Origin of the sequence: Amycolatopsis sp. QT-25, from assembly GCF_029369745.1 — a bacterium.
Classification (GTDB): Bacteria; Actinomycetota; Actinomycetes; order Mycobacteriales; family Pseudonocardiaceae; genus Amycolatopsis.
In genome coordinates, this window is sequence record NZ_CP120210.1 from 5644746 (window position 1) to 5670506 (window position 25761).

Below are 25761 nucleotides of genomic sequence, written 5' to 3' on the forward strand. Positions count from 1 at the left end.
CCTTGTCGGTTGAAGCCCCGGCCCGCCCGGTCCCGGACCAGGCGCCGGCCCACGGTGTCGCGGGCTCGGCGCCGCTGCCCTGGCTGCTGCCGATCCGCCCGCTGCAGGCGGCGCTCTGGGAGATCGCCGGGATCGCGATCCTGCTGGCCTTCACCGTGGACGGGATCCCCCGGCCCGCGCAGATCGGCGTCACCGCCGCCGCCGGCGTCCTCGTGCTGACGACGTCGGTCCGCTTCGCCGGACGTCACCTCGCGGGCTGGCTGCTCACCTGGGCCGGTCACCGGCTGAACCGCCGCGACAAGAACGAGGTACCCGATCCGCTGCACCGGCTCGCCGGTCCGGTCCGGGTACGCCAGCACGTCGACCGCGCGGGCAACCGCTTCGGTGTCGCCGAGGCCGGCGACGGCTGGAGCGCCATCGTGCGGCTCACCCCCGGCGCGATGGCAGCCGGACCGGACACGCTCGTCGCCATCCTGCGCGAGGCCTACGCGAGCACCGGGATCCCCCTGTCCAGCGCGCAACTGCTGACCTGGACCGTCCCCAATGGACAGTCGGTGCTCCGCGTCCGCTGGCTCACCGTCCGGTACCGGCCCGAGAACGCGCCGATCGCGGCGCTCGCCCGTGGCGGCGGGGAACTCGGCGCACTGCGAAGCACCGCCTGCGCGGCGTTGCGGCTGATGGGCGCGCTGGCCGAAGCCGGATTCGAGAGCACCGTGCTCGAAGCAGGCGAAGTGGCGGAGGAATTGCGCGTCGCGCTCGGCCATGGACAGGGCGAGCCGGTGAACGGCTGGCGTTCCTGGGACTGGGGCGGCGCGTCACAGGTCTGCTACCGGCCACGGTCGGAGCGGGATCTCGCGCGGACACTGGATCTTCACGTCCCCGGAGCGGCGTTCACCGCTACTTCGTACACGCTGCGCCGGACGCCTGGCGGCCGGGAGAGGTCCGAGGTGACCATCCGGGTCGGCGGACGGCCGGGGGCGGAAGCGGTGCGGCCGAGCGGGGTCGCGGTGCTCCCGCTGCACGGACGGCACGCGGCGGCGGTCCGGCGGACCCTGCCGCTGGCGCTGGAGAACTGAGGGGACGGTCCGTGGAGGACTCCTTTCTTCTCTGAGGGTAGGGAAGGAGTCCTCCACGGACGTTGTACACACCGCAATTCGGCACCTGGTTGCGATCCTTGCGCGCGCAAGGATCGCAACCAGGTGCCGAATTGCGGTGAAGAGCGGTCAGCCTCGCACGGCTTCGTAGACGCCCGCGATCATGCCGACGAACGGGATCAGCGAGAGCAGCACCAGGAACTCCACGATGTCGAGGGTCCTTGCCCAGTACGGAGAACGACGTCCCTTCGCGACACGCGTGGCGTAGGTGAGACAGACACCCGCCGCGACGACGACGGCACAGCCCGCGGCGAAGACGAAGGAACGCGGCCCGCTCGCGGCGAGCCAGAAACCGGCCACCGCCAGGGCCGCCGCGCCGAAGCCGATGAGCACGACCCGCTGCGAGCGGCCGGCGAAGGCACGCGAGCGCAGCATCAGCGCGAGACCCAGCAGGGCACACAAGCCCGCTTCCCAAGCCCCGCCGGAAGACGACAGGACCACCGAAGCCGAGACCACGACGAGCCCGAGCGCGACGAGCAGCCCGGTCAGCAACGCCTGCGCGTAAGTCGTCCCGCCGACCATGTCCTCGCCGAGCGAAGGGTCCTCGTCGGCACGGAACGCGTCCATGTCGTCGGGCACCCTGGGCAGCGGCAGCCTGCCGAGCCGCAGCGCCATCATCGGCGCGACCGCGGCCAGCGCCGTCGCCACGACGGCGACCACGGCGGCCGCCGAAACCGGGCGGAGGTCGGCCAGCAGGACGAGGGCGGTGGTGATCGCGCCGAGCCCGGCGGACACCGTCACCGCGACGAACCACGGCAGCCGGTCCGCCACCGAAACGGCCGCGATCACGCCGTACACGGTCACCACCGCGAGCCCGGCGGCCAGCGGTCCGGCCGACAGCGAGAACAGCGGATGCGGCGGCAGGATCGACATCCCGGCCAGCAGTGCGGCGCCGACCCCGGCGAGCGCGCCGGCGGCGCCTGCCTCCGCGTCGCCGTACGCGCGGCTCAGCGCGCCGCCGCCCAGCACCAGTACCAGCGCGAGCAGCCCGGTCCCGATCGGCGCCAGCACACTGCCGGACGCGGCCGCCTGCACCAGCAGCCCACCGGCGAGCAGCAGCACCACCGACGCCACGATGCCCGCCTTGCGCGCCACCGCCGGACCCCAGCGGCCGGTGCCCGACTCGGCGACGCTGGCGATCGAGTCGACGACGTCGTCGAACAGCAGCGGACCCCGCGGGCGTTCCCGCGGGGTCAGATGGAGGACTTCGCCGTCGCGCACCTGCGCCGCCGCGACCGTGAGCCCGAGCGCGAGCGGAGCGCCGCCGAGCCGGGAGAGCACCCAGCCGGGATGCTCGGCCGACGCCTGCCCCGAAGCACCCGCGAGCCGCACGAGCTGCGGGACGAGTTCGGCGAACGTGCTCTGCTGCGGCAGCGCCACGTCGACGCGCGCCCTCGGTGTCACCACCGTGACGCGCCGGGTGGAGCCCGCGATCGCGGCCGTCATGCTTCGATCGACTTGGCGGACTCGATGACGGGCGCGAATTTGGCGCTGCTGGCCTCGGCCAGCTTCTGGAGCCCGTTGTTGACCGCCTCCAGCACGATCTCCGAGATGTCGCGCGCGTCGTACTGACGCAGCGCGCGCGGGTCGATGTCGATGGAGGTGAAGCGGCCGTCACCGCGCAGCACGACGGTGACCTCGTTCTGCCGCGAGTGCGCCTTGACCTCCATCGCCTCGACCGAACGCTGGATGCGCTGCACCTCTTCGGTCTGTTTGCGGACCTGGTCCAGCAACTCGTCCATGTCCGGCATGGCGTAGGGGTCGGTGGTCACGAGTCTTCTCCTTCTTCTGCGGTGAAATCCCGCCGGACGTGGACGCTGCCCACGAACCGCCGGAAGTCGTCGCCGAGGTCGCGGGCCGCCTCGGGTGTCGCGGTGCAGGCGATCTGGAGGACCAGCCGCTCGGCCGGGCTCGCCCCCGGCACGGTCAGCTGCACCTGCGTCTGTACGAGCTCCTGTCCTTCGCCGGTGCGGATGCGCAGCACCTGGGTGACCCCGGGGGCGGCCGGTGTGCTGATCTCCTTGCGCAGCACCACTTCGAGCGCGGCCGTGGACCGGCCGAGGCGTTCGACGGCCTCGTCGGCGATTTCGGTGATCCTCGCCTGATCGGGTCGTTGCCCGACGCTCAAGGTGATATTGGGGGTGAACTCACCGTCCGCCGCCACGTGCACCGCCACGAAGACCGCGCCGTCGGCGCCTGCGGACGCCGGCTCGACCGCCACCCAGCCGTCGGGGATGTCGAAGCCGAGGGGGAGGGAAACCCGTTCCTCCGTGGTCATCCCGCTCACCACGTGCCCACGTGGGTGAGCGCGTCGTCCCATGCCTCGCCGACGGCGTTCGCGGCCTCGCCCGCCGCGCCGCTCACCGCGTCGACGGCCGCGCCGCCGTAGTCGCCGACGGTGTCCGCGATCTTCGGCAGGTCGATGTCGATCTTCGCGCCGATCCCGGCGCCGAGCCCGAGTGCGAGCCCGGCCTTGAAGTTGACCTTGAGATGTCCGGCGTCGTAAACGGCCTGACCGTCGAGTTGCGCGCCGAGTCCATATTGGAGGGTGCCGCTCGCGCCGACGCCCACCCCGGCCACGTCCGCCGCGAGTTCGCCTTCGATCTTGCCGCCGACGAAAGCTCCTGCGTGCACACCGACGCCGTGCGCGCCCGCCTGGAGTGAGCCGTTCACTTCACCACCGGCGAACGCGGTTGCCTTGGCGCTGCCCGAAGCGACGCCCCATTCGCCCTTGCGTTCGAGTTCTTCCTTGAACGCCGCCAGTTCGGCGTGCCCGGACGCCTTGAAGTCCCAGCCCTGCGAGGAGATTTTCACGTCCCAGCCCGGGGTGAAGCCGTCCTGCTCCTGCTTCCATTTGGCGTAGGTGATCTCGGTGCTGCCCCAAGCCTTGTCGCGCAGGCCTTCCGGCTTCGGCCTGCCGAACGGCGTGTCGCCGGCACGCGGCGCACGGGTGCCTTCGAGACCGTCCCAGGTGAGTTTCTTCCAGCCGGAATTGCCGAACCACGACGGATGCGAACGCGGGCGCTTGCGGCCGTCGAGCGCTTCTCCGTTGAGCCAGTACAACGGGCCGCGGCCCCATTTGCCGAGTTCGTGCTCGATCCGGCCGGTGCCTTCCGGCGGGAACAGCCGCGCGAGTTCCTCGCTCAGTTCGTCGGCGATCTCCCGTGCCGCCTGCGCGGCGCGCTCGCCGAGCTGCCGGGCGGCGGAGATGAACGCGTCGACCGCGTTCGCGTTCGCCGTCCGCGCCTGACTGATGAGCTGCGCGGCGTACTGGTCGAACTGGGCGAGGATCGAGTCCACACAGGACTTCGCGCCCTGCAGGGCCTGCGCGCCTCCCCGCAGCCGGTTCGACTGATCGCCCAGTTTCGTGCCGAGCTCACCGAGTTCCTGGCTGAGTTTCGCGGCCGAGGTGGAGAACGCGACGTACGCGTCGCCTTCCCAAGACGCGTTGAGCGCCTTGGCCGCCTCGCCGATCTCCTCCGCGCGACCCGAAACCGTCGACGCCCGCTCACCGCACCGCCGGCTCGCCGCGTTCAGCGCGGCGGGATCACCGGTGACCCGCCGCTGGTACTCGACCACAAGCCGCCGGTAATTCGACAGGATCGAACCGACGACGCCCGACGCGTCGACCACACCGCTCCCCCACACGGCTATCTGCCCTTCGCCGGTGAGTCGGCACCCGCATCGATGTCGATGTGCTGCTCGAAGTGCTTCCCGCCGTAGTCCATGTCGATGTCGATGTCGATGTCCTGCCCGCCCGGCGCCTGCACGGTGGACTTGCCGGTGCTCAGGTCGGTGGTGATGGTGACCGTGTTCCCGTTGCCCGCCCCCGCTCCCGGGTACGAGCCTCCGGAACCCGCGCCACCGCCGGAGGGTCTGTCCACCGGGATCCAGGCGTCGGCTCCGCCCGGCCAGGTCCCCTGCGAGCCGTTGCCGCCCAGCGCGGGCGGCCGGTACTGGGTGAACGGCGGCGTCTCCCCCGGCGTCGTGCCACCGCCGGAAGCACCACCGCCCGAAGCACCACCGCTTGCAGCACCACCGCCGGAACCACCGACGGCGGCCTGTCCCGAACCGCCGGCGACCGAGCCCGGCGCCCGCGGGTCGGTGACCGGGGTGCCCGAGACCGCCGAGTTGCCCGCGGCGCCGTTGTCACCGGCGTCGTGCTGCCCGAACAGCTTCTGGACCTCGCCGATGATGGTGGCGATCTGGGTGATCTGGTTGGCGAGGTCGACCACGCCGAGCGCCTTGAGCAGCGCGCCGATCGCGGTGATGAACGCGCGCAGCGAAGCACTGGTGGCGGTGGAAAGCGCGACCGCGGCGCCGTAGGTCCACGGATTCGACATCAGGCCCGCGACCGTCGGGTTCACCGCCGAGACCACGGCTTTGTAGGCGGTCTGCGCGGTCTTGATCAGCGTCCCGGCGATGCCGAGCAGCTCGGCGCCCTTCTGCACGACCTGGATGATCTTGGTCAGCGAGTTCAGGGAGTCGGTGATCTTCTTCAGCGCGGAGTCCGACGCGGCGCCGGACCAGATCTTGCCCAGCTGCTCGGCGGCCTTCGTCACCTCGTTGTACATGGTGAGGAACTCGTTGGCCTTCTTGAGCACCTCGAGCACGTGCTTGGCGATCTGCTCCGGCTGTCCGGTGAGGATCTGCGGCAGGATGGTGATCGGCCCGCCCGAGGACGCCGTGGCGTCCATCGCGCTGGAATTCGGATAGGTCAGCATGGTCGCTCCTCAGGCCGGAAGTCAGACGGAAGCCGGGCGGTAGACACTGACCTTCGCCAGGCCGTTGATGTCCGCTTCGACGATGCCGTGGTTGTAGAGCAGCCCGCCCTCGCCGGCGATGCCGATGATCGGCTCGCGGTCGGAGAACAGGAGCGGTTCGACCACGACGACGTCACCGCTGTGCACCCCGCCGGGTACGTCGCCGAAAGTGCGCGCCGTGCCCGCGTAGACCTCGATGACCCCGACCCGCGCCTGGTTGTCGGCGTCGCCTGCCAGCCAGTCGTTGAAGTCCGAGACGCCGTGGAACCGGGTGTCGGTGATCGGGTGGTCGCCGAGCTGCCCCAGCCGCGCGTCCCCCAGGTAGCGCAGTACGTTGCCGACCGAAGACGGCTCGCCCGCGCCGCCGGCGCTGTCGTTGATGGCGAGCGTCGCCAGTTCGGCGGCGTGCGAATTCCCCCAGATCGATGACGACGCCGAGCCGGCGCCGCCGCCGGGACGGCCGCCGTAGCCGCCCGCGACCGCCTCGTCGGCGGCCTGGTAGGCGTCGGCGCTGCTCTTGATGAAGCCGTTGATCTGCTGCAGTAGCTGCAGGAGGGTGCGGACCGCGACCACCTGCTGGCTCTGCATGGCCGTGTTGGCCGCCGCCACCGCGCTGCCGAAGGTGGCGAACGACATCGGCTGCAGGACGGTGCGTTCGAGGTCGCCGACGACATTGATGCCCTGCATGATGATGCCGCCCAGGTTCCCGACCGTCGAGCGCATGGCCTCGGGCTCCGCCCGGTACTCGCCCGTGCCGACCATGACTCTCCTTCTCTCGTTCCCCCACGTCTGCGATTGTTCGAGCAGCGTAAGTTCGCCACCAGACGCGAGCGGACGGCAAAAGTACCCACCGCAAGGGCGGCCCGAGTGGCCAGAATGATCGGCAGGATTACCCACAAGCGGCCAGAAAGACCCTGATGAGCACCACTCGCGACCGCCTGCCGGCCCTGGGCGAGCAGCCCGGTGAAATCGTCCTGCAGTCCCCGCCGATGCTGCCGAAGGGCTCGTCCGGCGGAGCCATGCAGCTGCTGATGTTCATGCCGATGATGCTGGGCATGGGCGCGATGTCGTTCGTCTACATCGGACGCGACGGCGGGGTGATGACCTACATCTTCGGCGCGTTGTTCCTCACCGCGATGGTGGGCATGGTGGTGATGTCGCTCGGGCGCGGTGGCGCGGCGAAGAAGGCGCAGATCAACGAGGAACGCCGGGACTACCAACGGTATCTGACCGGTCTGCGCGGCCAGGTCCGGGAGATCGCGGACAACCAGCGCGCGGCGATGGCGGCGTTGCAACCCGACCCGGCCGATCTGTGGGCGTACATCGAGACGGGGAGGCTGTGGGATCGCCGCCGGTCCGACCCGCAGTTCGGGCAGGTGCGCGTCGGGACGGGGCCGCAGCGGCTCGCGACGCCGTTGAGGGCACCGCAGACCGTGCCGCTGGAAGACCTCGACCCGGTGTGCTCGACGAACCTCAAGCACTTCATCCGGACCTATTCGACGGTCGACGGACTCCCGGTCGCGGTCTCGCTGCGGTCGTTCGCGCAGGTCAGCCTGTCCGGCCGCCGCCCGGACACGCTCGGGACCGCGCGAGCGCTGCTGACCCAGCTCGCGACCTTCCATTCACCCGGTGACCTGCGGATCGCGCTCTGCGTCAACACCGACCGGCTGCACGACTGGGAATGGGCGAAGTGGCTGCCGCACGTGGCCTCCACCGCCGCCGACGCCGCCGGTCCGCGACGGCTCGTCGACGCCGACTCGGGGAAGCTCGCCGACCTCCTCGGTCCCGACCTCGGCGACCGGCCGGCGTTCACCCGCCGGCCGGATTCGCGGCCGGACCTGCCCCACGTCGTCGTCATCGTCGACGGCGGGCACACCCTCGGCGACACGCGGCTCGTCGCCGAAGAGGGCAGGCTCGGCGTCACCGTGGTGGAGATCGGCACGGAGCAGCCGCGGTCGGTGTCGTCGGAACGGCTGCTGAGCCTGCACATGAGCCCGGAGCAGCTCGGGATGGTCGTCGGCGACGGATCGGAGCAGCGGCTCGGTTTCCTCGGCCTGCCGGACACCTTGGACCGCGGTGCCGCCGAAGCGCTGGCACGGATGCTGACACCGCTGTTCCAGGGGGCGGCGGTGGTCAGCGAGGCACCGATGTCGGCGACGTTCGGGCTGGCCGGGCTGCTCGGCATCGGCGACCCGCGCGACACCGACACGGCCGTCACCTGGGCGCCGCGGTCCGCGCGCGACCGGCTGCGGATCCCGCTGGGCGTCAACCCCGAGGGCAGGCCGGTCGAGCTCGACCTGAAGGAATCGGCCGAAGGCGGGATGGGCCCGCACGGGCTGGTCATCGGCGCGACCGGATCCGGCAAGAGCGAACTCCTGCGGACGCTGGTCACCGCGCTCGCCGTCACACATTCCTCGGAGAAGCTGAACCTCGCGCTGATCGACTTCAAGGGTGGCGCGACCTTCGCCGGGATGACCGGGCTGCCGCACACCTGCGCCGTCATCACCAACCTGTCCGACGATCTCGCGCTGGTCGACCGCATGGCGGACGCGCTGAACGGCGAACTGCTGCGGCGTCAGGAACTCCTGCACGCCGCCGGGAACTACGCGTCGGTGCGGGACTACGAAAAGGCCAGGGAAGCCGGCGTCAACCTGCGGCCGTTGCCGTCGCTGCTGGTGATCATCGACGAATTCAGCGAGCTGCTGTCCTCGCGGCCGGAGTTCATCGACCTGTTCGTCGCGATCGGGCGGCTGGGGCGAAGTCTCGGGATCCACCTGCTGCTGGCTTCGCAGCGGCTGGAAGAGGGACGGCTGCGCGGCCTGGATTCGCATCTGTCGTACCGGATCGGCCTGCGGACGTTCTCCGCGTCGGAGAGCCGCGCCGTGCTGGGTGTCGCCGACGCCTATCAGCTGCCGCCCGTGCCGGGTTCGGCGTACCTGAAGTCCGACAACGACACCCTCATCCGGCTCAAGGCCGCGTACGTCTCGGGGGAACTGCCACCGCGCAGCAAGATCGTGCGCAAGGACGGCCGGAGCCTCGGCCTGATGCCGTTCACGCTGGCACCGGTGGAGATCCCGGTGACCGTCGAGGCCGAAGAGCCGGTCGAAAAGGGGACGGGCGAGACGATCATCGGCGCGATGATCTCGCGGCTCGAAGGCAAGGGGCCGGAGGCGCACCAGATCTGGCTTCCGCCGCTGGCCGAACCGCCCACCTTGGACCAGCTCCTGCCACCGCTCGGCGAAGACCCGGCACGCGGCCTGTGCCCACTGGGCTGGGGCGGCAACGGCAAGCTGATGATCCCGGTCGCCCTGGTGGACAAGCCCTTCGAGCAGCGACGCGACATGCTGTGGGCCGATTTCTCCGGCGCGGCCGGGCACGCGCTGATCGTCGGGGCGCCGCAGAGCGGCAAGAGCACGCTGATGCGCGACATCGCCGCGATGCTCGCGCTCACCCACACGCCGGAAGAGGTCCAGCTGTTCGTGCTGGACATGGGCGGTGGCGCGCTGGCGCCGATCGCCGGGCTGCCCCACGTGTCCGGCTACGCGACCAGGCGCGACGCCCAGCGCTGCCGTCGGGTGGTGGCGGAGCTGACGACCCTGCTCGAACAGCGCGAGGAGTTCTTCTCCGCCAACGGGATCGAGTCGATCACGACGTTCCGCCAGCGGCGTGCGGAGTTCCGGGAGAGCACGGAAGGCCGCGAATTCGGCGACGTCTTCCTGTTCGTGGACAACTGGACCACGATCCGCCAGGAATACGAGCAACTGGAGGAGCAGATCACCAGTCTGGCCTCGCGCGGGCTCGGTTTCGGCATCCACGTCGTCGTCTCGATCAACCAGTGGATGGGCATGCGGGCGCCGCTGCGCGACGCGATCGGCACCAAACTCGAACTGCGGCTCGGTGAGCCGGCGGATTCGCTGATCGACCGCAAGATCGCGCAGAACGTCCCCGCCGACCGGCCGGGGCGCGGGCTGACCGCGGACAAGCTCCACTTCCTCGCGGCACTGCCGCGGATCGACTCGGACCAACGGCCGGACACCGTCGGCGCCGGTGGCCTGGAGCTGAACCGCCGGATCTCCGCCGCCTGGAAGGGCAAACCGGCACCGGCCGTACGGTTGCTGCCGCCCGAGGTCCCGCTCGACTCGCTGGAGGCCGGGCCGCGCAAGCAGATCACGCTCGGCATCGCGGAATCGAATCTGCGGCCGGTGTACCTCGACTTCGCCACCGAACCGCACTTCCTGGCCTTCGGTGACGTGGAATCCGGCAAGAGTTCGCTCCTGCGCGCGATCGGGCAGGGCATCGTGTCGAAGTATTCGGCGGAAGAGGCCGCGATCATCGTCGCCGACTATCGGCGAGGGATGCTGGGCGCGGTGCCGGATTCGCATCTGCTCGGCTACGCGGGCTCCGAAACCGTACTGACCGGGCTGATCGACCAGTGCCAGCAGGCCATGCGGAACCGGCTCCCCGGCGCGGACGTCACGCCGGATCAGTTGCGGAACCGGTCCTGGTGGCGGGGCCCGGAACTGTTCGTCCTCGTCGACGACTACGAAATGGTCGCCACCGTGGGCCGCAACCCGTTGCTGCCGCTGCTGGAATTCCTGCCGCAGGCGCGGGACATCGGGCTCCACCTCGTCCTCGCGCGCGGCAGCGGCGGTGCCGGGCGGTCCCTGTTCGAGCCGGTGCTGCAACGGATCCGCGAGCTGGGTTCCCCCGGCCTCGTGATGTCCGGATCGCGGGACGAAGGGGCACTGCTCGGCGAGGTCAAACCGGGGCCGCAGCCCGCCGGGCGGGGCGTGCTGGTCTCACGGCGGCACGGGACGGGGCTGGTCCAGGTGGCCTGGACGAAGCCGGTGGAGGACTGACACCTCGGGTGCGCCTGTCGGGCGGATCGGCCTGTGGCACGTCACGATCGCGTCATCGTTTCCGGTGAAGACAGCCGGTGTGCAGCCCTGCGTCGCCCCAGCGGAGTCACCCGAGCCGGGCGGCGATCTCCCGGGCACAGGCCAAGGCTTCGTTCGCTCCCGTGTCCACTTCGAAGTCGTACTCGACGCCTCGATGCACGATTTCGGCCTGCGCCTCCGCCATCCCCGTGACCCGATTCCCCCGCGCCATCTCCCGCCCGGCGGCCACGGCGCCGTCACACCGGACCCCGACCCACCGGACCTCGAGTCCCTCCAGCGCGTCACGCCACCGCTGCTGCGACGCGGCCCCGCCAAGGAACACATCGTCGACGATGACCCGTGCCCCCGACCGGGCCATTGCCGCGACACCGGCCATCCACGCGTTCTCGAGCCGCCGAAAACCGGATCCGACGCTCACGCCACCGTCCGCCGCGAAGTCGATCCCGTCGTCCACCGTGGACGGCATGGCGTCGATCAAGGTGTCCACGCCGAGGGTGAGCCAGGGATCCGGCGACACCGCCTGCAGGCACCTGGCGATCCCCGACTTACCCGAACTGGAGCCGCCGTTCAGCACGATCACTGTCGTCACGCGAGCACTCTAGACGCTGACAGGCGAGAAATGCCCGAGGATTTCGGATACGACGGACGTCCACGGCGAAGAGGAAGCATCCACCCGATTCCGGAATTCGTTTGGCAGCTCGTTTCCCCCAAGACGTCGGCCCGCCCACCCGGACGGCCCACTACTTTCCTCGCATCGCTTACCGACTTCGGTAGGTTACAAAAGCCCTTACCGCCGCCTAACTTGGTGAAACCGTTTCCTCTCGGAACGAACTCCCCGACGCAGGCCGAAGGGCGTATTCATGCGTATGTCCGAAATCTTCGCCGCGGTGGCAAGCGCCGCCGCGGCGCTGACCCTCGCCGCCACTCCCGCCGCGAACGCGGGCCAGGACATCATCGGCGGCGGCACCGTGAGTTCCGCGCCGTGGGGCGCCCAGATCTACTGGGACGACGCCACCGCGTTCGGCGGCTTCAACTGCTCCGGCACGATCATCGCTCCCCAGTGGGTGCTCACCGCGAAGCACTGTCTCAACAAGCCCGGCATGCACGTCAAGGTCGGCGACGTCAGCCTGAACCAGGGCACCGAGGCGGACGTCGACCAGCAGAAGGCGGCCCCGAGCGGTGACATCGCCCTGCTGCACCTCACGACCGCGGTGAGCACGACGTACATGAAGCTCGGCACCGCGAACCCGGCCAAGGGCACCACGAACCAGATCTACGGCTGGGGCCGCACACAGGGCAGCAACCCGCCGTCGAGCGTCCTGAAGACGGCCAACGTCCGCATCACCGGCACCAGCAGCGACGCGTACGGCGGCCAGGCCATCGCCAGCGTCGGTGTCAACGGTTCGGCCTGGCACGGCGACTCCGGTGGCCCGCAGCTTTCGAACGGCGTCCAGGTCGGTGTCTGCTCGACCGGCAGCAACTCCGGCACGAACCCGCAGGGCACCCAGAACTACACCAGCGTCGCGGCGAGCCGCAACTGGATCCGCACCACCGCGGGAGTCTGACACCGGTACGCGGCCCAGCCGGTCGTGAGCGGCGGTTCGGGTTCTGTTGCGGGGTAGGGCAAACGTGTCAGGCCGCCAACTTCGAATGGCCCGATCGCCTGGGTCCGGCACACCCACGACCGTCCACAAAGGACGTTTTTGCTGTCGGCGCCGTTTCGAGCCATGCGCACCGCGTTAGTGAGAGGTAAGTCGACCTGTCGCGCGTAGGGCGTGTGGTCGCTCTGCATGGGCGGTTTGCTGTCCGTGAAGGCCTCCTTGAGGGACCCAGGGTTCCTCAAGGAGGCCTTCACGGACTTGCCACCCACACGATAGAGCGCCTTACCCCTCGATAACCGAAACGCCTCTCACGACCAGCTCGCGCTCCCTACCTCGAACTCTCAGGCGCACTTCGACTTCGAGTCGACCATCGACACCGAGCCGACCTTCTCCCCGGTGACGGTGAACTCGTAGACCCAGTCCGGCTTCCCGTCGACAGGCACCTGGAACCGGCCGTTGTCGCCGACCTTCAGACCCTTGGCGTCGTAGGCCGTCTTGAGCTCCACCAGCGACGAACCGGCGCCGATCCCTTCCGCCGTCTTCGCGTCCGAAGGGGCGGCGAGTTCACGCAGCCCGTTCTTGCCGAACGAGGCGCCACCGGCGGCCACGAAGGCCTTGTCGCGTTCCTCCCGCTTGCCCGCCAGATCAGCGGACGCCTGAGCGGCGTCGGCGAACAGCCGGGTGTCCTTGGCGGACTTCTCCGCCGCCTTGGCGCTCTCCTCCGCGGAGGCGCCTGGCTTCGGCTCCGGATCGGCCTGAAGTTCGTCGGCCTTCCTGTTCAGATCCTTGGCCTTGGTCTCCGCGTCGGCTTCCGCCTTCATCCGCGCCGGGTCGGGTGCCGGGCCGCCCGCGTAGGAGAAGTCGGCGCAACCATCCAAAGTCGACGTCGGTGCCGTGGCGAGCTTCCCGCCCGCCAGCGCGGCGTCCTTGGCCATTCCCGGCGTCAGCCCGCGATATCCCGCCGGGCCGAAAAACTCCGGTGCCACTGAAGCGCCCTTTTCAGGCGAAGCCGGCGAGCAAGCCACCCCGCCGATCACCACCGCCGCCGCGAGCACCACGCCCGGAAGCCGACGGCCAGTCCACGTTCGCTGCACGTTTTCCCCCTTCTTCACCCCGAAAGCTATCGGATCGCGATGAAGGCCACGGGCGGGCTTCGGCGAAGTCACCTCAGCTGATGCATCGGCCGCCGCGTCCGGAGTGAAAGGGCCGAACCCGCGGCCACGACGGCGATGATCCCGGCGCCCGCGACCAGCGTCCAGAAATCGGGATGCACGATGGACTGCCCGCGCTGGGCCTGCCAGGTGAGCAGTACCAGCAGCCCCGCGAAGCCCACCGAAGCGGTCCGGACCAGATTCCGCCGCACGAAGTCCGATTCGAGCACCGGATACCGCCGGGCGAGCTTGAGCAGCCCGAAAGCGACCAGCGGCAACGCCTGGATCGCGTGGATGCCGAAGAAATGCGGGATCCGCATGTCCCCGCCCACGGTGCTCCAGCCCAGCACCGGCAGGCCCGGGCCGCCGTCGGGTACGCCGACCGCGTGGGCACCGACCATCGACGGCCGTTCGCCGGAGCGGAACTGGGCCCTCTGCTGTTCGTTCGGCCCGAACATCAGCAGCGCGATCCCGATGCCGGCGACGGACAACGCGGCACCCGCGCGCAACGCGGAGTTCATCGCCCGGTCAGGAAGACGTTGGAACAGCAAGAGAACCGCGATGGCCGCCGTCGCCCCCCATCCGGTGAAGGCGCCGTTCGCGACCATGTTGTTGATCCACTGGTCGGCCGGGGTCGCCTGGTTGAAGTGGAGTGTCCGGCCGCGGACGATGATCTGCCAGAACAGCAGCGCCATGTCCAGGCCGAGGCCGGCCGCGAACACCGTCCCGAGCCACCAGCCGAGCCGTTCGCCCAGGGTGAGCTGCCGGATCAGCCAGGCCAGCGTCACCGCGTACAGCCCCACGGAAATCGTGAACTTGAGCGGTTTGAGCCAGATGGGCGCGTCGACGAGACCGCGATCGTCGAAGACGAGACCGCCGAGCGCGATCACCCCGAGCACCGCCATCGCCGCCGCCAAGATCATCAGCGGTCGATGCGGTACTGTCCCGGATCCCCTGTCCATCATGGATTCGAGCGTGCCGGGAGGCTCCGGTCCGGACACTGGAGCACTCCCCCGCGTCGAGGGTGGGGAAAGCCTTACCGCCGACCTGTGGGTAATAGTGCCGTCACCGCGACCGGCAGTTGTGCCGTTTGACCGCACCCCCCTCTTTTCTAGCGTGTCCTTCACAAGAGCAGACAGGGCGTCCCCTGGTGCTCACCGGGATTTCCAGCGAGATGAGAGGAGGTGGCCCATCAATGACCGGTACGGGATATCAGGCAGACGCAGCTGCGATGGCGCGCGCCGTCCAGGGGTTCGAGGAGACCGCGTCGAACGCCAAGACCACGATGGCCAGCTTGGAGAGCGAGCTGACCCAGACCCTGCACAACTACAAGGGTGACCAGGCGGTCGCGTTCTGGGACCTGCAGCGTCGCCTGCAGGAGAAGATGACCATCGCCGTGAACGAGCTCAACACGATGTCGCGCCTCGTGCACGAGAGCAACCGGAACTACAACTCGGGTGACGAGCAGGTCCGGGAAAGCCTGACCGGGGTCAGCGGAACCGTCGACCAGACCGTGATCCACCGGCTCAACCCCTGATCCGCGAGAGGACCACCAATCATGGCTGACGTCGTCGAAATCAACTTCGCCGCGCTGCAGCACAGCTCGGCCTCGCTGGCCGCCAAGGCCAAGGCGCTCACGTCCCAGCTCGAACAGCTGCACACGAACCTGCAGCCGATCACCCAGACCTGGTACGCCTCCGGCAGCTCCGCCGGTGAGGCGGCCCGCGCGTCCGAAACCCGCCTGCGCCAGGCCACCGCGGACATCGTGGCGATCATCGCGCAGTTCGGTGGCAAGGTCGGCGACGCCCACGATCTCCAGCACAGCCTGGAGAACCGCAACCAGGGCCTGTTCGCCGGCTGATCCCCATCCGTCGGCCGGCCGGTGCTTTCACCCCCCTCGGCACCGGCCGGCCGGCTTCGCGCGTTGTCGTCCCCTTGTCGGCGTGGCCGTTCACGAGAGAGCCGGGATCAATGCAAGACCACTCGTACTACGTCCATCTGGAATCACTGAAGGACTTCGTGCGGGAACTGGAGACCCAGATCCACGCGATGTCCAAGCCGAACGACTTCCTGCTGACCCTGAGCGAACAGCCGCTGCTGTTCGGCGAGTTCGGGGAGGCGGGTTCACTCACCAAGGCGCACCAGGCGGCCGTCGCCGAGATGCAGGGGCTGCTGGACCAGGTCAAGGGCGCGATCACCTTCGCGCAGGACGTCACCACGACCGTAGCCGACGGTTACGCGGCGGCCGACGATTCGGTGGCGGGCGACATGAACCACTCGAGTCAGCAGACCGGGTTGCTCGATCCGTTGCTCAACGCCCTCGGGGGCGTGCTGGGCGGTAACAGCGGCTCGCACGGCGGGGGGAACAAGGGATGACCGAGACCGCGCACACGAACTTCGCCGCGTACTCCCACCAGCAGCTCTACGCGATGCTGCAGGCGGGCGACCCCACCACGGCGCGTCACGCGGCCCACAAATGGCAGTCCACCGGTTCCGGCCTGTTCGAACAGGCCGAGAACCTGACCGGTGAGCTGAAGGAGTTCTCCGGAAGCTGGACCGGCGGCGCCGCCGACAAGTACCACACGATGATCACCGACCTGGTCGGTGGCATCCGCAAGGTCGCCCAGACCGCGCACGCGATGAACGACCTCCTCGAAGACGCGGCGGACGCGCTGGTGAAGGCCAAGAAGGAGATGCCGCCGCCGGTCGCGGTACCCGACGTCGCCCCCGCCGACCTCGCACTGGCCGTCAATCCGCCGCTGCTGCCGCCGGATTCGTCGCAGGCGACGATCGTCAACGCGGCGCAGCAGCGGCAGCAAGCCATCGCGAACGTCGAAGCGCAGCAGCAGGCCGCGAGCGCGGCCAACGCGGCACACAGCAAGGCGATCGTGGTGATGACCCAGCTCGCGGGTGAGTACTCGACGGCGGAGGAGTCCATTCCGGCCTCCCCGAACGCCGTCACCCCGCCGCCGGTCGCCGGTGGCGGCACCGCCCCGGGTGGCTCGGTCGGCAACGGCATCGGCGGAACGCCCGGTGTGGGTGTCGCACCGGGCGACGACACGCATCCGCTGCCTTCGGACGGCTCCACGCCGCCCACCAGCGGGCAGCCGGGTCAGGTCCCCAAATCGAATCCGCTGTTCGGCGACATGTTCACCGCCGGTCTCGCCGCGGCCTCGGCCGCCGCGTTCGGCCGGTTCGGCTCGATCATGCCGCGGGTGCCGGGCTGGGCCAGCGGCAAGAACCCCAAGGACGACAAGAAGGACGGCGCGGTCGTCGGCGGTGGCGCCGGCGGGGCGGGCGCCACCGCGGGCGGGGCCGGTGGCGGCATCCCGATCGGCGGTGGCGGCGCGCCTTCGCTGGACGGCGGCTCGATCGGCGGCGCGATCGGCGCCGGAGGTGGCGGGTTCTCCGGTCCCGGCGAGGCGCCGGCCGCGTTCTCCGGTCTGGCCGGCGACGGCGGCTCGGGCAGCGCGCTGAGCGGGCTCGCGGGCGGGGCCGCCGGTGCGGCCGGCGCGGTGGCGGCCAAGGGCGCGATGCCGATGATGCCCATGATGCCGATGGGCATGGGCGCGGGCGGCGACATGGGTTCCGGACGGCGCATCCCGCCGTGGCTCGTGGAGACCGAGAACGTCTGGGGTCAGTCGTCCCCGGTCGCTCCCGCCGTGCTCGGCGAAGAACCCGAACAGTACTGATCTTTTCCGACCAGGAGAGGCGGCTCGGTGATGGCATCCAGTGCGGGCGGTTACCGAGTCGCCCCCGCCAGGCTCGAAGCGGCGGCGGCGGAGCTCGAACAACGCGCCGGCGTCCTCAAGACCGCGCAGACCGCGCTGGCGGGCGAGAACGTCCCCGCCGCCGCGTTCGGCCACGTTTCTTCGTCCGGTGCGGCATCGGCGACGTACACCAAGACGATCAAGGACGTCGCGGGCAAACTCGACGGCCAGCTCACCAAGGCGACGGTGCTCCATCGAGGACTCACGTCCGCGGCCGGCGGCTACCGGCGCGCAGACGTCCAGGTCGCCGCTTCGTACCGGGCGCTGATGCCGGAGAACCCGTTGCCCAAGGCCGGGAACCCGGCGGGCGTCGGCGGCGCCGCCGACACCGGCTCCTGGGCCACCGCCATCGCCGAGAACCGCACCAAGGTCACCGACGCGCTGACCTCCGAACGCGAGCGGCTCGCGAACCTTTTGACACACGGCGGAAAAGCCGACGACATCGCGAACGCGCGCACCAGGATCGCGCTGTACGAGGACATCCTCGCCGGCGACCGGCAGATTCTGCGGTTCGATCCGCGCGAGCTCGGGCGGATCGCCGAACTGGTCGGCCGGATCGAACCGGGCACCCGCAACGTCGGGTTGTTCGTCCCCGGCGTCAACACCTCGTTCGGCAACTTCCAGAGCTACGCCGACCTCGGCAAGAGCCTGGTCGCCGCGGACGCCACCGGACGGACCGCGATGGTGGTCTGGGCCGACGGGGTCTTTCCGCAGAACGTCGTCACCGAAGGGCCTGCCGCGCATTACGCGCAGACGATGGCGCCCGAGCTCAAACGTTTCGGCGACGAACTGCGTGGCCAGATCGACAGCCACGCCGGCCCCGGTGTCGTGGTCACCGCCGTCGGGCACAGCTACGGCGGCGCGACCGTGGGGCTGGCGGAACAGCTCGGGCTCAGGGCCGATCAGGTGCTGCACGTCGAATCCGCGGGGATGGGCCACGGGATCTGGGGCCCGGACGACCTCCCGGCCAGCCAGGCCGGTGTGCAGCGATACTCCATGACGGCCCCTTTCGACCCGATCGTGGTCGCGCAGGGCAACGCGGGTCTCTTCGAATGGCTCGGCACCGGGCACGGAGCGGACCCCGACCGCTTCCCCGGCGTCGTCGAACTGGAAACCGGCCGCGACGCGAACGGCGAGCTGCAGTGGGGCTTCGATTCCCACAGCGGTGTCCTCAAGCCGGGTTCCGATTCCTGGAACAACATCTACGGTGTGCTCACCGGCGGCGCCGTCACGCACGAGGGCTTCACCGGCGGTTCGCTGCGCGAGATGGCCATCGAAGGCGTCGGACGAGGGTTGTGACGGACAGGTGGCGGAGCGGAGGAGCGCAGCGAGAATCGGCCGACCGCGTGCCACCCGCGATCGTGATCGCGGGTGCGCCCCAAGAGACTGAGGGTTGATCATGATCACCACGAACACCGCGCTCGACCCGCTGGCCGAAGACCTGACAGCGGTCATCGACGGCGTCGCGGGCACCTTCGGCACCGCCGCCGAGCGCACCGTGGAAGGCGAACTGGACTGCGACCCGACTCAGCCGGGCAGGTCACTGTGCTGGCAGTACGGCCTTCGCGTGGACGACGCGTCCGACGCGGTCCGCACCCTCGTCGACGTCGTCCTTCCCCTGCTGGAAAACCAGGGCTGGCGGACCCGCGACCGCAGTAACCCGCGTGAGCTGATCGCGCAGTTCAGCCGGGACGGCGCCGACTTCAACGTGCACGTCTCCCGCGTCGGCGACGGCGTGACCATCGTGGGCTCGACGGCCTGCGTACCCGTCCCCTAGGACACTTGCCCCCAGGGGGTCGCGAAAGACCTCGTGAGCGGCGGCGGTGTCCCCCAGTACACCGCTGCCGCTCACGAGGCACGGAACCGTGAAGGCTTCCAGCCTCGGCGTTTCCCCCGCCGGATCGCGGCCACCACCACGCCCGCCGCGATGGCGGCGGCCACCCCGGCGATGGCGAGCACGCCGGACACCTTGTCCGCGTTGGCCCGGGCGGGCGCGGCGGCGGGGACGACGAAGGTGTCCGGAGCGACGCTCGGCGGTCCTCCCGGCCCGGGTGTGCCGGCGGGAATCGAGGCGGAAACGGCGGCGTAGGCGTCGATCGCGCCCCAGCCCCGCCGGGGATCGTGACCGCCGCCCGGGCCGCGGTGCGCGGTCAGCGTCAGCCGGGCGACGACCTGTTCCGGTGACAGTGCCGGGTGATAGGCGCGCACGAGCGCGGCGACGCCGGCCACGTGCGCGGCGGCCAGGCTCGGGTCGCTCACCGGCCACCGGTGCGCCACCGTCCCGCCCGCGCCGGCGGAAGTGCTGACCAGTTCGGCGCCGGGCGCGGAAATTCCCACGTAGGAACCGGATTCCGACTGCACCGCCGCACCGGTCCGGTTCGTCGATCCCACCGCGAGCACCCCGGGTGTCGCGGTCGGGTAGGACGTCTGGGCCTGTTGTGTCCCCGCGGCGGGAGAAATGACCAGGGCGCCTTTCTCCCTGGCGCGCGAGACGGCACCGGTCAGCGCCGGACTGTCGGCGGCGGCCGGGACGGCGATCAGGACGATCCCGGCGCCGCGGTTCAGCGCGGTCTCGATGGCGGACGCGAGTTGCCCGGGATCGCCGCCGCCGTTCACCTGCGTGTAGCGGATCGGGAGGATCTTGGCACCGGGCGCGATCCCGGTGAACGTCGTGGACGGATCCGGTTGCGCGCCGACGATCCCGGCCGCGATGGTGCCCCGGCCGTCGCAGTCGTCGGCCGTGGTGCCCTGGCCGCCGACGAGCTGACCCGGTGCGAACTGGCCGTTGCCACCGTCGACGCCGGTGCCGATCACCGCGACCAGCTGGCCGGCGCCGCGTGACAGCGGCCAGATCCGCACCGGATCGATCAGCCGCTGTCCCCACGAAACGGCGGCCGTGTAGGTGCCGGTCGGGTTCGCGCACTGTTCGGCGACCGCCGTCGCCGGGACTCCGATGCCGAGCGACGCCATGAAGGCGACGCATCCCGCGACGGCAGTTTTACCGGCAAAGCGCACCATTCCTCCAGAATTCCCTTGTCACACAAGGGAATTCTAGTGCTCCCGGTCAGCGCAGGTCCATCCCGAGGTCGAGCGCGGGTGAGGAGTGGGTGAGCGCGCCGACGGCGAGGAAATCCACACCGGACTCCGCGTACGCCCGCGCCACGTCCAGCCGCAGGCCGCCCGAGGATTCCAGGCGGGTCTTCGGTGAAACCTCGTCGCGCCTGTCGACGGCTTTCGCGCATTCGTCGGGCGTGAAGTTGTCCAGCAGCACCTCGTCGGCACCCGCGGCGAGCGCCTCCTCCAACTGGCCCAGATCGTCGACCTCGACCTCGCAGTGCAGTCCGGGCGCGTGCTCGCGGGCCGCGGCGAGCGCCGCCGTCACCGAACCGGCGGCGACCACGTGGTTGTCCTTGATCAGGACGGCGTCACCGAGACCGAGCCGGTGGTTCACCCCGCCGCCCGCGCGGACCGCGTACTTCTCCAGCAACCGCAGTCCCGGCAGGGTCTTGCGCGAATCCCTGACCCGGCAAGCGGTTCCCTCCAGGGCGCGCACCCAGGCGGCGGTCGCGGTGGCGATACCGGACAGGTGGCACAGCAGGTTCAGCGCGGTGCGTTCGGCGGTGAGCAGGCCTCGCACCGGACCGCGGAGGACCAGCGCGGGTTCGCCGGCGGTCAGCCGGTCACCGTCGTCGCGGGCGGCCAGGATCTCCAGCTCCGCACCGAGCACGACGTCGAACACCGCCAGCGCCACCGGGATCCCGGCGACCACCCCGGCCGTCCTCGGCGTGAGCTCGGCCAGCGCGGTCGCGGACTCGGGCACGGTCGCGTTCGTCGTCGCGTCGGGCCCGTACCGCAGATCCTCGGCCAAGGCCGTCGTGACGACACGGTGCACATCGGGGACGTCGAGACCGTGATCGGCCAGCGCCTTGGTGACCCACGGGGAGAATTCGCTCATGCCACACCCTCCAAAGCGATCGGATCGGCCAGCACCGGCTGCCCCGACGGGCTGAGCCGGATGAGCTGGCCGCGTTGCCAGACGTCGTCGTCGCGTTCGGGGAAATCGGTCCGCACGTGGCAGCCGCGGGACTCCGTCCGGCGCGCGGCCGCCGCGACCAGTGCCTCCGCCACCAAGGTGAGCGCCGCGTCCTCCACGATCCGGGGCGTCCACAAAGGACTTTCCAGTACCGAGAGATCCAGCACCGAACCGATGACCGAAAGACCTTCGGCGTCCCGGCCGATCGCGGCGTAGCGGCTCATCGCGCGCTGCAGCGCGTCGCGGTCGGCCACCGGGACCTCCGCCGGAGAGGTGAGCACACCTCGGCGCGGGTCGGCCAGCAGACCGGCGGCGAGGTCGACGGCGACCGCCTCCGCCACCCGCCGGCCGACGACGAGTCCTTCGAGCAGACTGTTGGAGGCCAGCCGGTTCGCGCCGTGCAGGCCGGTCCTCGCGACCTCGCCCGCCGCGTAGAGACCGCGAACCCCGGAACGTCCGTCCACGGTGGTCACCACGCCACCGCAGGCGAAATGCGCCGCCGGCGTGACCGGGATCGGGTCCTTCGCCGGCTCCAGCCCGATCGCCGCGCACGCCGCGTGCACGGTCGGGAATCGCTTGGCGAACCCGGAGATCCCTGTCGCGTCGAGGAAGACGTGGTCGTCGACACCGCCGGGCGCCTGCGTCATCCGGCGGGTGATCGCCGCCGACACGACGTCCCGGGGCGCGAGATCACCGAGCGGATGCACCCCCCGCATGACCGAAGCGCCCGTCGCGTCGTGCAGGGTCGCCCCCTCGCCGCGCACCGCCTCGGTGACCAGCGGGAGACGGCCGCGGGCACCGGGCGTGAACAAGACCGTCGGGTGGAACTGGACGAACTCGACGTCCGCGACCTGCGCCCCCGCGCGCAGCGCGAGCGCGAGCCCGTCCCCCGTGGCGATCTCCGGATTCGACGTCGCCTGGTAGAGCTGCCCCAGCCCACCGCTGGCCAGCAGCACCGCCTGCGCCCGGACGACACCGGGCACGCCGTGGTGGTTCAGGACGGTCACGCCGACGACCTCGCCCGCGGGCGTGCGGAGCGCGTCGACGGCGATGTGGTGCTCCAGCACCGGGATCCGCCTGTCACCGGCCTTCGCCACCAGTGTCCGCTCGACCTCCGCGCCGGTCGCGTCTCCACCGGCGTGGATGACGCGGAACGCGCTGTGACCTCCTTCGCGCGTGCGCGCAAGTTCCTCACGGCCCTCGACGGCCTGGTCGAAGCGGGCACCCTCCGCCCGCAACCTGGCCACCGCGGCCGGGCCGCCGGCGATGATCGACCGGACGGCCTCCTCGTCACAGAGCCCGGCGCCCGCGGTGAGCGTGTCGGCCGCGTGCTTGCCGACCGAGTCGCCCCGCTCGTGCTCACCCTCCAGCACGACCGCGATCCCGCCCTGCGCCCACCGGGTGTTCCCGTCGGAGACCGTCGCCTTGGTGACCACCAGGACGCGCAGTCCGAGCTCCCGCGCCCGCAGGGCGGCGGTGAGCCCGGCGACCCCGCTGCCGATCACCACGAGATCGGTGACGGCCTCCCACACCGGGTGGGTTTTCGCCTGCAAGGCGGTAACCGGGTCGGTCATTCTCCGCCGCCAGGCTGCCCGATCTCGATCATGCGCCGCACCGAAGCGCGGGCACGAGCGGCGGTTTCGACGTCGACGTGGACCTCGTCGGCACCCTCGCGCAGCGACCGCAGCAGGGCGGCGGGCGTGATCATCTTCATGTACCGGCAGGACGCCCGGTCGTTCACCGCGCGGAAATCGATCTCCGGCGCGGCCTTGCGGAGCTGGTGGATCATCCCGATCTCGGTGGCCACGAGCACCGACTTCGCCTTGGTGTCACGGGCGGCGTGGACCATGTCGCCGGTCGAAAGGATCTTGACCCGCTCAGGGGCGACGGCGCCCTCACCCGCCAGGTACAGCGCCGACGTCGCGCAACCGCATTCCGGGTGGATGAACAGGTCGGCGTCCGGGTTCTCCGCGGCCCGTTCGGCCAGCTCCGCACCGTTGATCCCGGCGTGCACGTGGCACTCCCCAGCCCAGACGTGCATGTTCTCCCGGCCGGTCACCCGCTTGACGTGCGCGCCGAGGAACTGGTCCGGCAGGAACAGAACCTCCTGGTCAGCGGGGATGGAGGCGACCACGTCGACGGCGTTCGACGAGGTGCAGCAGATGTCGGTCTCGGCCTTGACCTCGGCCGTGGTGTTCACGTAGGACACGACGACCGCGCCGGGGTGCTCGGCCTTCCACGCCCGCAGCTGGTCGCCGGTGATCGAGTCCGCCAGCGAGCAGCCCGCCCGCGCGTCCGGGATCAGGACCGTCTTCTCGGGCGCCAGGATCTTCGCCGTCTCGGCCATGAAGTGCACGCCGCAGAAGACGATGGTGGACGCGTCACTGCTCGCCGCGATGCGGCTGAGCGCGAGGGAATCGCCGGTGAAATCGGCGATGTCCTGGATCTCGGGGACCTGGTAGTTGTGCGCGAGCAGGACGGCGTCGCGCTGGCGAGCGAGGCTCCGCACCTCCTCCGCCCATGCGGCGTCGGCGACGACGCCACCGTACGGGGTCAGGTCGTTCTGCAGGGTGCTCGTCATCGTTCTGGCCCTCCGGACCGAGTTGTCCACTGTCGGTTTTCGCCTTACAATCGAAAACCGTGCGAAGTCATCTTAACACCCGGACCCCCCTCGCCCACGAGGTTTTGGGAGCGGTCCTGCAAGTGCGCTCGGACACACTCCGGGTCCTGTTGTGGCGGCGCGCGCTCGATCCCCATCTGGGCCGCTGGTCCCTCCCCGGCGGCAGGCTTCGCCCGGACGAAGACGTCGAGGCGTCCATCCGGCGGCAACTCGCGGAGAAGGTCGACATATGCCAGTTGAAGCATGTGGAGCAACTGGCGGTGTTCAGCGCGCCGGACCGGGTGCCGGGCCCGCGCGTCGTCGCGACGGCGTTCCTCGGTCTCGTACCGTCCGATGTGGACCCCGAGATCCCGGAAGACACCGAGTGGCACGACGTCTCCGCGCTGCCGCGGACGGCGTTCGACCACGAGTCGATCGTGCTGCGCGCGCGGGACCGGCTTCGCTCGAAGCTCTGCTACACCAATCTCGGGTTCGCGCTGGCCCCGGAAGAGTTCACCGTATCGGCGTTGCGGGGCCTGTACTCGGCTGCGCTGGGTTACCGGGTGTCCGCGACCAACCTGCAGCGGGTACTGTCCCGGCGCGGACTGCTCCTGCCCACCGGGCGCACCGCCCCGCCGGGCCGCAGTGGCGGTCGTCCGGCGGCGCTCTTCTCCTTCGCGGGCAAGGGGATGCAGATCACCGACCCGTTCGCGGTGTTCCGCCCGCCCACCCGGAGGTGACCGTCCTGCGAAGTCCTCGCGGTCCCCGTACCTTGAACGGGTGACCGAGCCGAGCGAGGAGTCCACCGGGAAGGCGATCTTGCCGCTGTTCCCGCTACAGACCGTGCTTCTGCCCGGAACACACTTGCCGTTGCACATCTTCGAGCCGCGGTACCGGCAGCTGATGTCCGATCTCGTCGGCGAGGTCGTCCCCGACCGCGAGTTCGGGGTCATCGCCCTGCGTTCGGCGATGATCAGGGAGGTCAGCGGGCCGGAGCACGTCCACGAAATCGGCTGCAGCACGGTGCTGCGCGAGGCGAAACGGCTGCCGGACGGCAGATTCGACGTCGTCACCACCGCGCGGCGCCGGTTCCGGCTGCTCGAGATCGACCGCGTATCCGCGCCTTACCTGATCGGCTCGATCGAGTGGGTGCCCGACGACCGGGTCGCCTCGGTGCACAGCGGCACCGTGAACAAACTCGCCGACGTCGCGAAGGCCGCGCACCGGCGCTATTGCGAATCCGCCTGGGACGCCGACGACTGGACCACCCCGCCCGAGGACAGCGACATCGCGGTCCTCGCCTACCGGCTCACCTCGGACTGCCTGCTCCCGCTGGAGGACCGGCAACGCCTGCTGGAGGAGACCAACCCGCTGCGGCGGCTGCGGATCGCCTGCCGGCTGCTGACGCGGGAGGCCGGGTTCCTCAGCACCCTCGGCGCGGTCCCGATGCCGCCGGGGGAACTGGGCGAGTTCACGCGCCCCTCGAACCTGAACTGAACGCCCTCGTCAGTGGTAAGGACGGTTTTGCCGGCACTTACCACTCATGACGTGCCGCCGATACGCGAGCTGCGGCAGGTGACCTATCGGCCCCCTGTCGCCCCTGGTGGGCGTGTCACTAAAAGTCACCTTCGGAACATCTGACGTCTTGGGAAGTGGCTTCCGCGACGCGGTCCAGCCCGCTCACGGCAGGCAAGCAACAGCAGCGGGCGAACCAGGGCGGCATCCGGTAGGCATCACTCCTGTGGTCCTTGCCCACCTAAGTACATGAAGGCCCCCTTCCTTGCGCCTGGCG

Annotated in this window: 24 protein-coding genes; 11 read left to right on the forward strand and 13 right to left on the reverse strand. The window is 70.3% G+C overall.

Annotation, left to right across the window (positions count from 1 at the left end; translation table 11 throughout):
• Window positions 1–2: 2 nt before the first annotated feature.
• Window positions 3–1076 (forward strand): type VII secretion protein EccE, encoded by a 1074-nt coding sequence (locus P3102_RS26140; protein ID WP_276362561.1) that lies wholly within the window; start codon window positions 3–5, stop codon window positions 1074–1076.
• A 147-nt stretch (window positions 1077–1223) separates the two neighbouring features.
• Here P3102_RS26140 and eccD read toward each other — a convergent pair whose 3' ends face one another.
• From eccD to P3102_RS26170, 6 genes are read right to left on the reverse strand one after another with little or no spacing between them, the layout of a single operon-like run.
• Window positions 1224–2600 carry a type VII secretion integral membrane protein EccD gene (gene eccD / locus P3102_RS26145; RefSeq protein WP_276362562.1) on the reverse strand — a complete coding sequence of 459 codons (1377 nt, stop codon included), beginning with the start codon at window positions 2598–2600 and terminating at the stop codon, window positions 1224–1226.
• Window positions 2597–2926 carry a YbaB/EbfC family nucleoid-associated protein gene (locus P3102_RS26150; RefSeq protein WP_276362564.1) on the reverse strand — a complete coding sequence of 110 codons (330 nt, stop codon included), beginning with the start codon at window positions 2924–2926 and terminating at the stop codon, window positions 2597–2599. The genes eccD and P3102_RS26150 overlap by 4 nt, the downstream gene beginning before the upstream one ends.
• Window positions 2923–3432 (reverse strand): hypothetical protein, encoded by a 510-nt coding sequence (locus P3102_RS26155; protein WP_276362565.1) that lies wholly within the window; start codon window positions 3430–3432, stop codon window positions 2923–2925. The genes P3102_RS26150 and P3102_RS26155 overlap by 4 nt, the downstream gene beginning before the upstream one ends.
• A gap of 5 nt (window positions 3433–3437) precedes the next feature.
• The gene (locus P3102_RS26160; RefSeq protein ID WP_276362567.1) at window positions 3438–4787 is read right to left on the reverse strand and encodes a WXG100 family type VII secretion target; all 1350 of its coding nucleotides are present in this window, start codon (window positions 4785–4787) and stop codon (window positions 3438–3440) included.
• A 17-nt stretch (window positions 4788–4804) separates the two neighbouring features.
• Window positions 4805–5878: a hypothetical protein gene (locus P3102_RS26165; RefSeq protein WP_276362568.1), complete on the reverse strand. Its 1074-nt coding sequence runs from the start codon at window positions 5876–5878 to the stop codon at window positions 4805–4807.
• Between the two features lie 21 nt (window positions 5879–5899).
• Entirely contained in the window at window positions 5900–6679 is a 780-nt protein-coding gene (locus P3102_RS26170; RefSeq protein ID WP_276362570.1) for a WXG100 family type VII secretion target, read from the reverse strand.
• 155 nt (window positions 6680–6834) lie between these two features.
• Here P3102_RS26170 and eccCa point away from each other — a divergent pair, with 155 nt between their 5' ends.
• Window positions 6835–10776, forward strand: a complete 3942-nt coding sequence (gene eccCa, locus P3102_RS26175) for a type VII secretion protein EccCa (RefSeq protein ID WP_276362572.1) — start codon at window positions 6835–6837, stop codon at window positions 10774–10776.
• Between the two features lie 106 nt (window positions 10777–10882).
• On the opposite strand, the gene cpt is transcribed toward eccCa, so the two are convergent.
• Window positions 10883–11404, reverse strand: coding sequence for a chloramphenicol phosphotransferase CPT (cpt, locus tag P3102_RS26180; protein ID WP_276362573.1), 522 nt, complete (start codon window positions 11402–11404; stop codon window positions 10883–10885).
• 277 nt (window positions 11405–11681) lie between these two features.
• On the opposite strand from cpt, the gene P3102_RS26185 reads away from it, so the two are divergent.
• On the forward strand, window positions 11682–12380 hold the full coding sequence (locus tag P3102_RS26185; protein ID WP_276371354.1) for a trypsin-like serine protease: 699 nt from the start codon (window positions 11682–11684) through the stop codon (window positions 12378–12380).
• A 377-nt stretch (window positions 12381–12757) separates the two neighbouring features.
• Here P3102_RS26185 and P3102_RS26190 read toward each other — a convergent pair whose 3' ends face one another.
• Both P3102_RS26190 and P3102_RS26195 read right to left on the reverse strand, forming a co-directional pair.
• Entirely contained in the window at window positions 12758–13402 is a 645-nt protein-coding gene (locus P3102_RS26190; protein ID WP_276362575.1) for a hypothetical protein, read from the reverse strand.
• Window positions 13403–13578: 176 nt separating this feature from the next.
• A complete protein-coding gene (locus tag P3102_RS26195; RefSeq protein ID WP_276362576.1) occupies window positions 13579–14532 on the reverse strand; it encodes a hypothetical protein in 954 nt (317 codons plus the stop codon).
• Window positions 14533–14762: 230 nt separating this feature from the next.
• On the opposite strand from P3102_RS26195, the gene P3102_RS26200 reads away from it, so the two are divergent.
• The 6 genes from P3102_RS26200 to P3102_RS26225 all read left to right on the forward strand — a co-directional run bounded on the left by P3102_RS26200 (window position 14763) and on the right by P3102_RS26225 (window position 19114).
• A complete protein-coding gene (locus tag P3102_RS26200) occupies window positions 14763–15104 on the forward strand; it encodes a WXG100 family type VII secretion target (RefSeq protein ID WP_073848466.1) in 342 nt (113 codons plus the stop codon).
• A gap of 21 nt (window positions 15105–15125) precedes the next feature.
• On the forward strand, window positions 15126–15428 hold the full coding sequence (locus P3102_RS26205) for a hypothetical protein (RefSeq protein ID WP_005155348.1): 303 nt from the start codon (window positions 15126–15128) through the stop codon (window positions 15426–15428).
• 110 nt (window positions 15429–15538) lie between these two features.
• Window positions 15539–15943, forward strand: coding sequence for a hypothetical protein (locus tag P3102_RS26210; protein ID WP_276362585.1), 405 nt, complete (start codon window positions 15539–15541; stop codon window positions 15941–15943).
• Window positions 15940–17259: a WXG100 family type VII secretion target gene (locus P3102_RS26215; protein ID WP_276362587.1), complete on the forward strand. Its 1320-nt coding sequence runs from the start codon at window positions 15940–15942 to the stop codon at window positions 17257–17259. Before P3102_RS26210 ends, P3102_RS26215 begins: the two co-directional genes overlap by 4 nt.
• 30 nt (window positions 17260–17289) lie before the next feature.
• The gene (locus tag P3102_RS26220; RefSeq protein WP_276362588.1) at window positions 17290–18636 is read left to right on the forward strand and encodes an alpha/beta hydrolase; all 1347 of its coding nucleotides are present in this window, start codon (window positions 17290–17292) and stop codon (window positions 18634–18636) included.
• Window positions 18637–18736: 100 nt separating this feature from the next.
• Window positions 18737–19114 (forward strand): hypothetical protein, encoded by a 378-nt coding sequence (locus P3102_RS26225; protein ID WP_276362590.1) that lies wholly within the window; start codon window positions 18737–18739, stop codon window positions 19112–19114.
• Between the two features lie 71 nt (window positions 19115–19185).
• Here P3102_RS26225 and P3102_RS26230 read toward each other — a convergent pair whose 3' ends face one another.
• The 4 genes from P3102_RS26230 to nadA are packed head-to-tail and all read right to left on the reverse strand — an operon-like array spanning window position 19186 to window position 23951.
• Window positions 19186–20355: a S8 family serine peptidase gene (locus P3102_RS26230; RefSeq protein WP_276362591.1), complete on the reverse strand. Its 1170-nt coding sequence runs from the start codon at window positions 20353–20355 to the stop codon at window positions 19186–19188.
• Window positions 20356–20401: 46 nt separating this feature from the next.
• Window positions 20402–21292, reverse strand: coding sequence for a carboxylating nicotinate-nucleotide diphosphorylase (nadC, locus tag P3102_RS26235; protein WP_276362592.1), 891 nt, complete (start codon window positions 21290–21292; stop codon window positions 20402–20404).
• A complete protein-coding gene (locus P3102_RS26240) occupies window positions 21289–22944 on the reverse strand; it encodes an L-aspartate oxidase (protein WP_276362594.1) in 1656 nt (551 codons plus the stop codon). Before P3102_RS26240 ends, nadC begins: the two co-directional genes overlap by 4 nt.
• Complete coding sequence (nadA, locus tag P3102_RS26245; protein WP_276362596.1) at window positions 22941–23951, reverse strand: quinolinate synthase NadA; 1011 nt, start codon at window positions 23949–23951, stop codon at window positions 22941–22943. The genes P3102_RS26240 and nadA overlap by 4 nt, the downstream gene beginning before the upstream one ends.
• A gap of 122 nt (window positions 23952–24073) precedes the next feature.
• Here nadA and P3102_RS26250 point away from each other — a divergent pair, with 122 nt between their 5' ends.
• Window positions 24074–24709, forward strand: a complete 636-nt coding sequence (locus P3102_RS26250) for an NUDIX domain-containing protein (protein ID WP_276371356.1) — start codon at window positions 24074–24076, stop codon at window positions 24707–24709.
• A 40-nt stretch (window positions 24710–24749) separates the two neighbouring features.
• Window positions 24750–25466 (forward strand): LON peptidase substrate-binding domain-containing protein, encoded by a 717-nt coding sequence (locus tag P3102_RS26255; RefSeq protein ID WP_276362597.1) that lies wholly within the window; start codon window positions 24750–24752, stop codon window positions 25464–25466.
• Window positions 25467–25761: the final 295 nt, after the last annotated feature.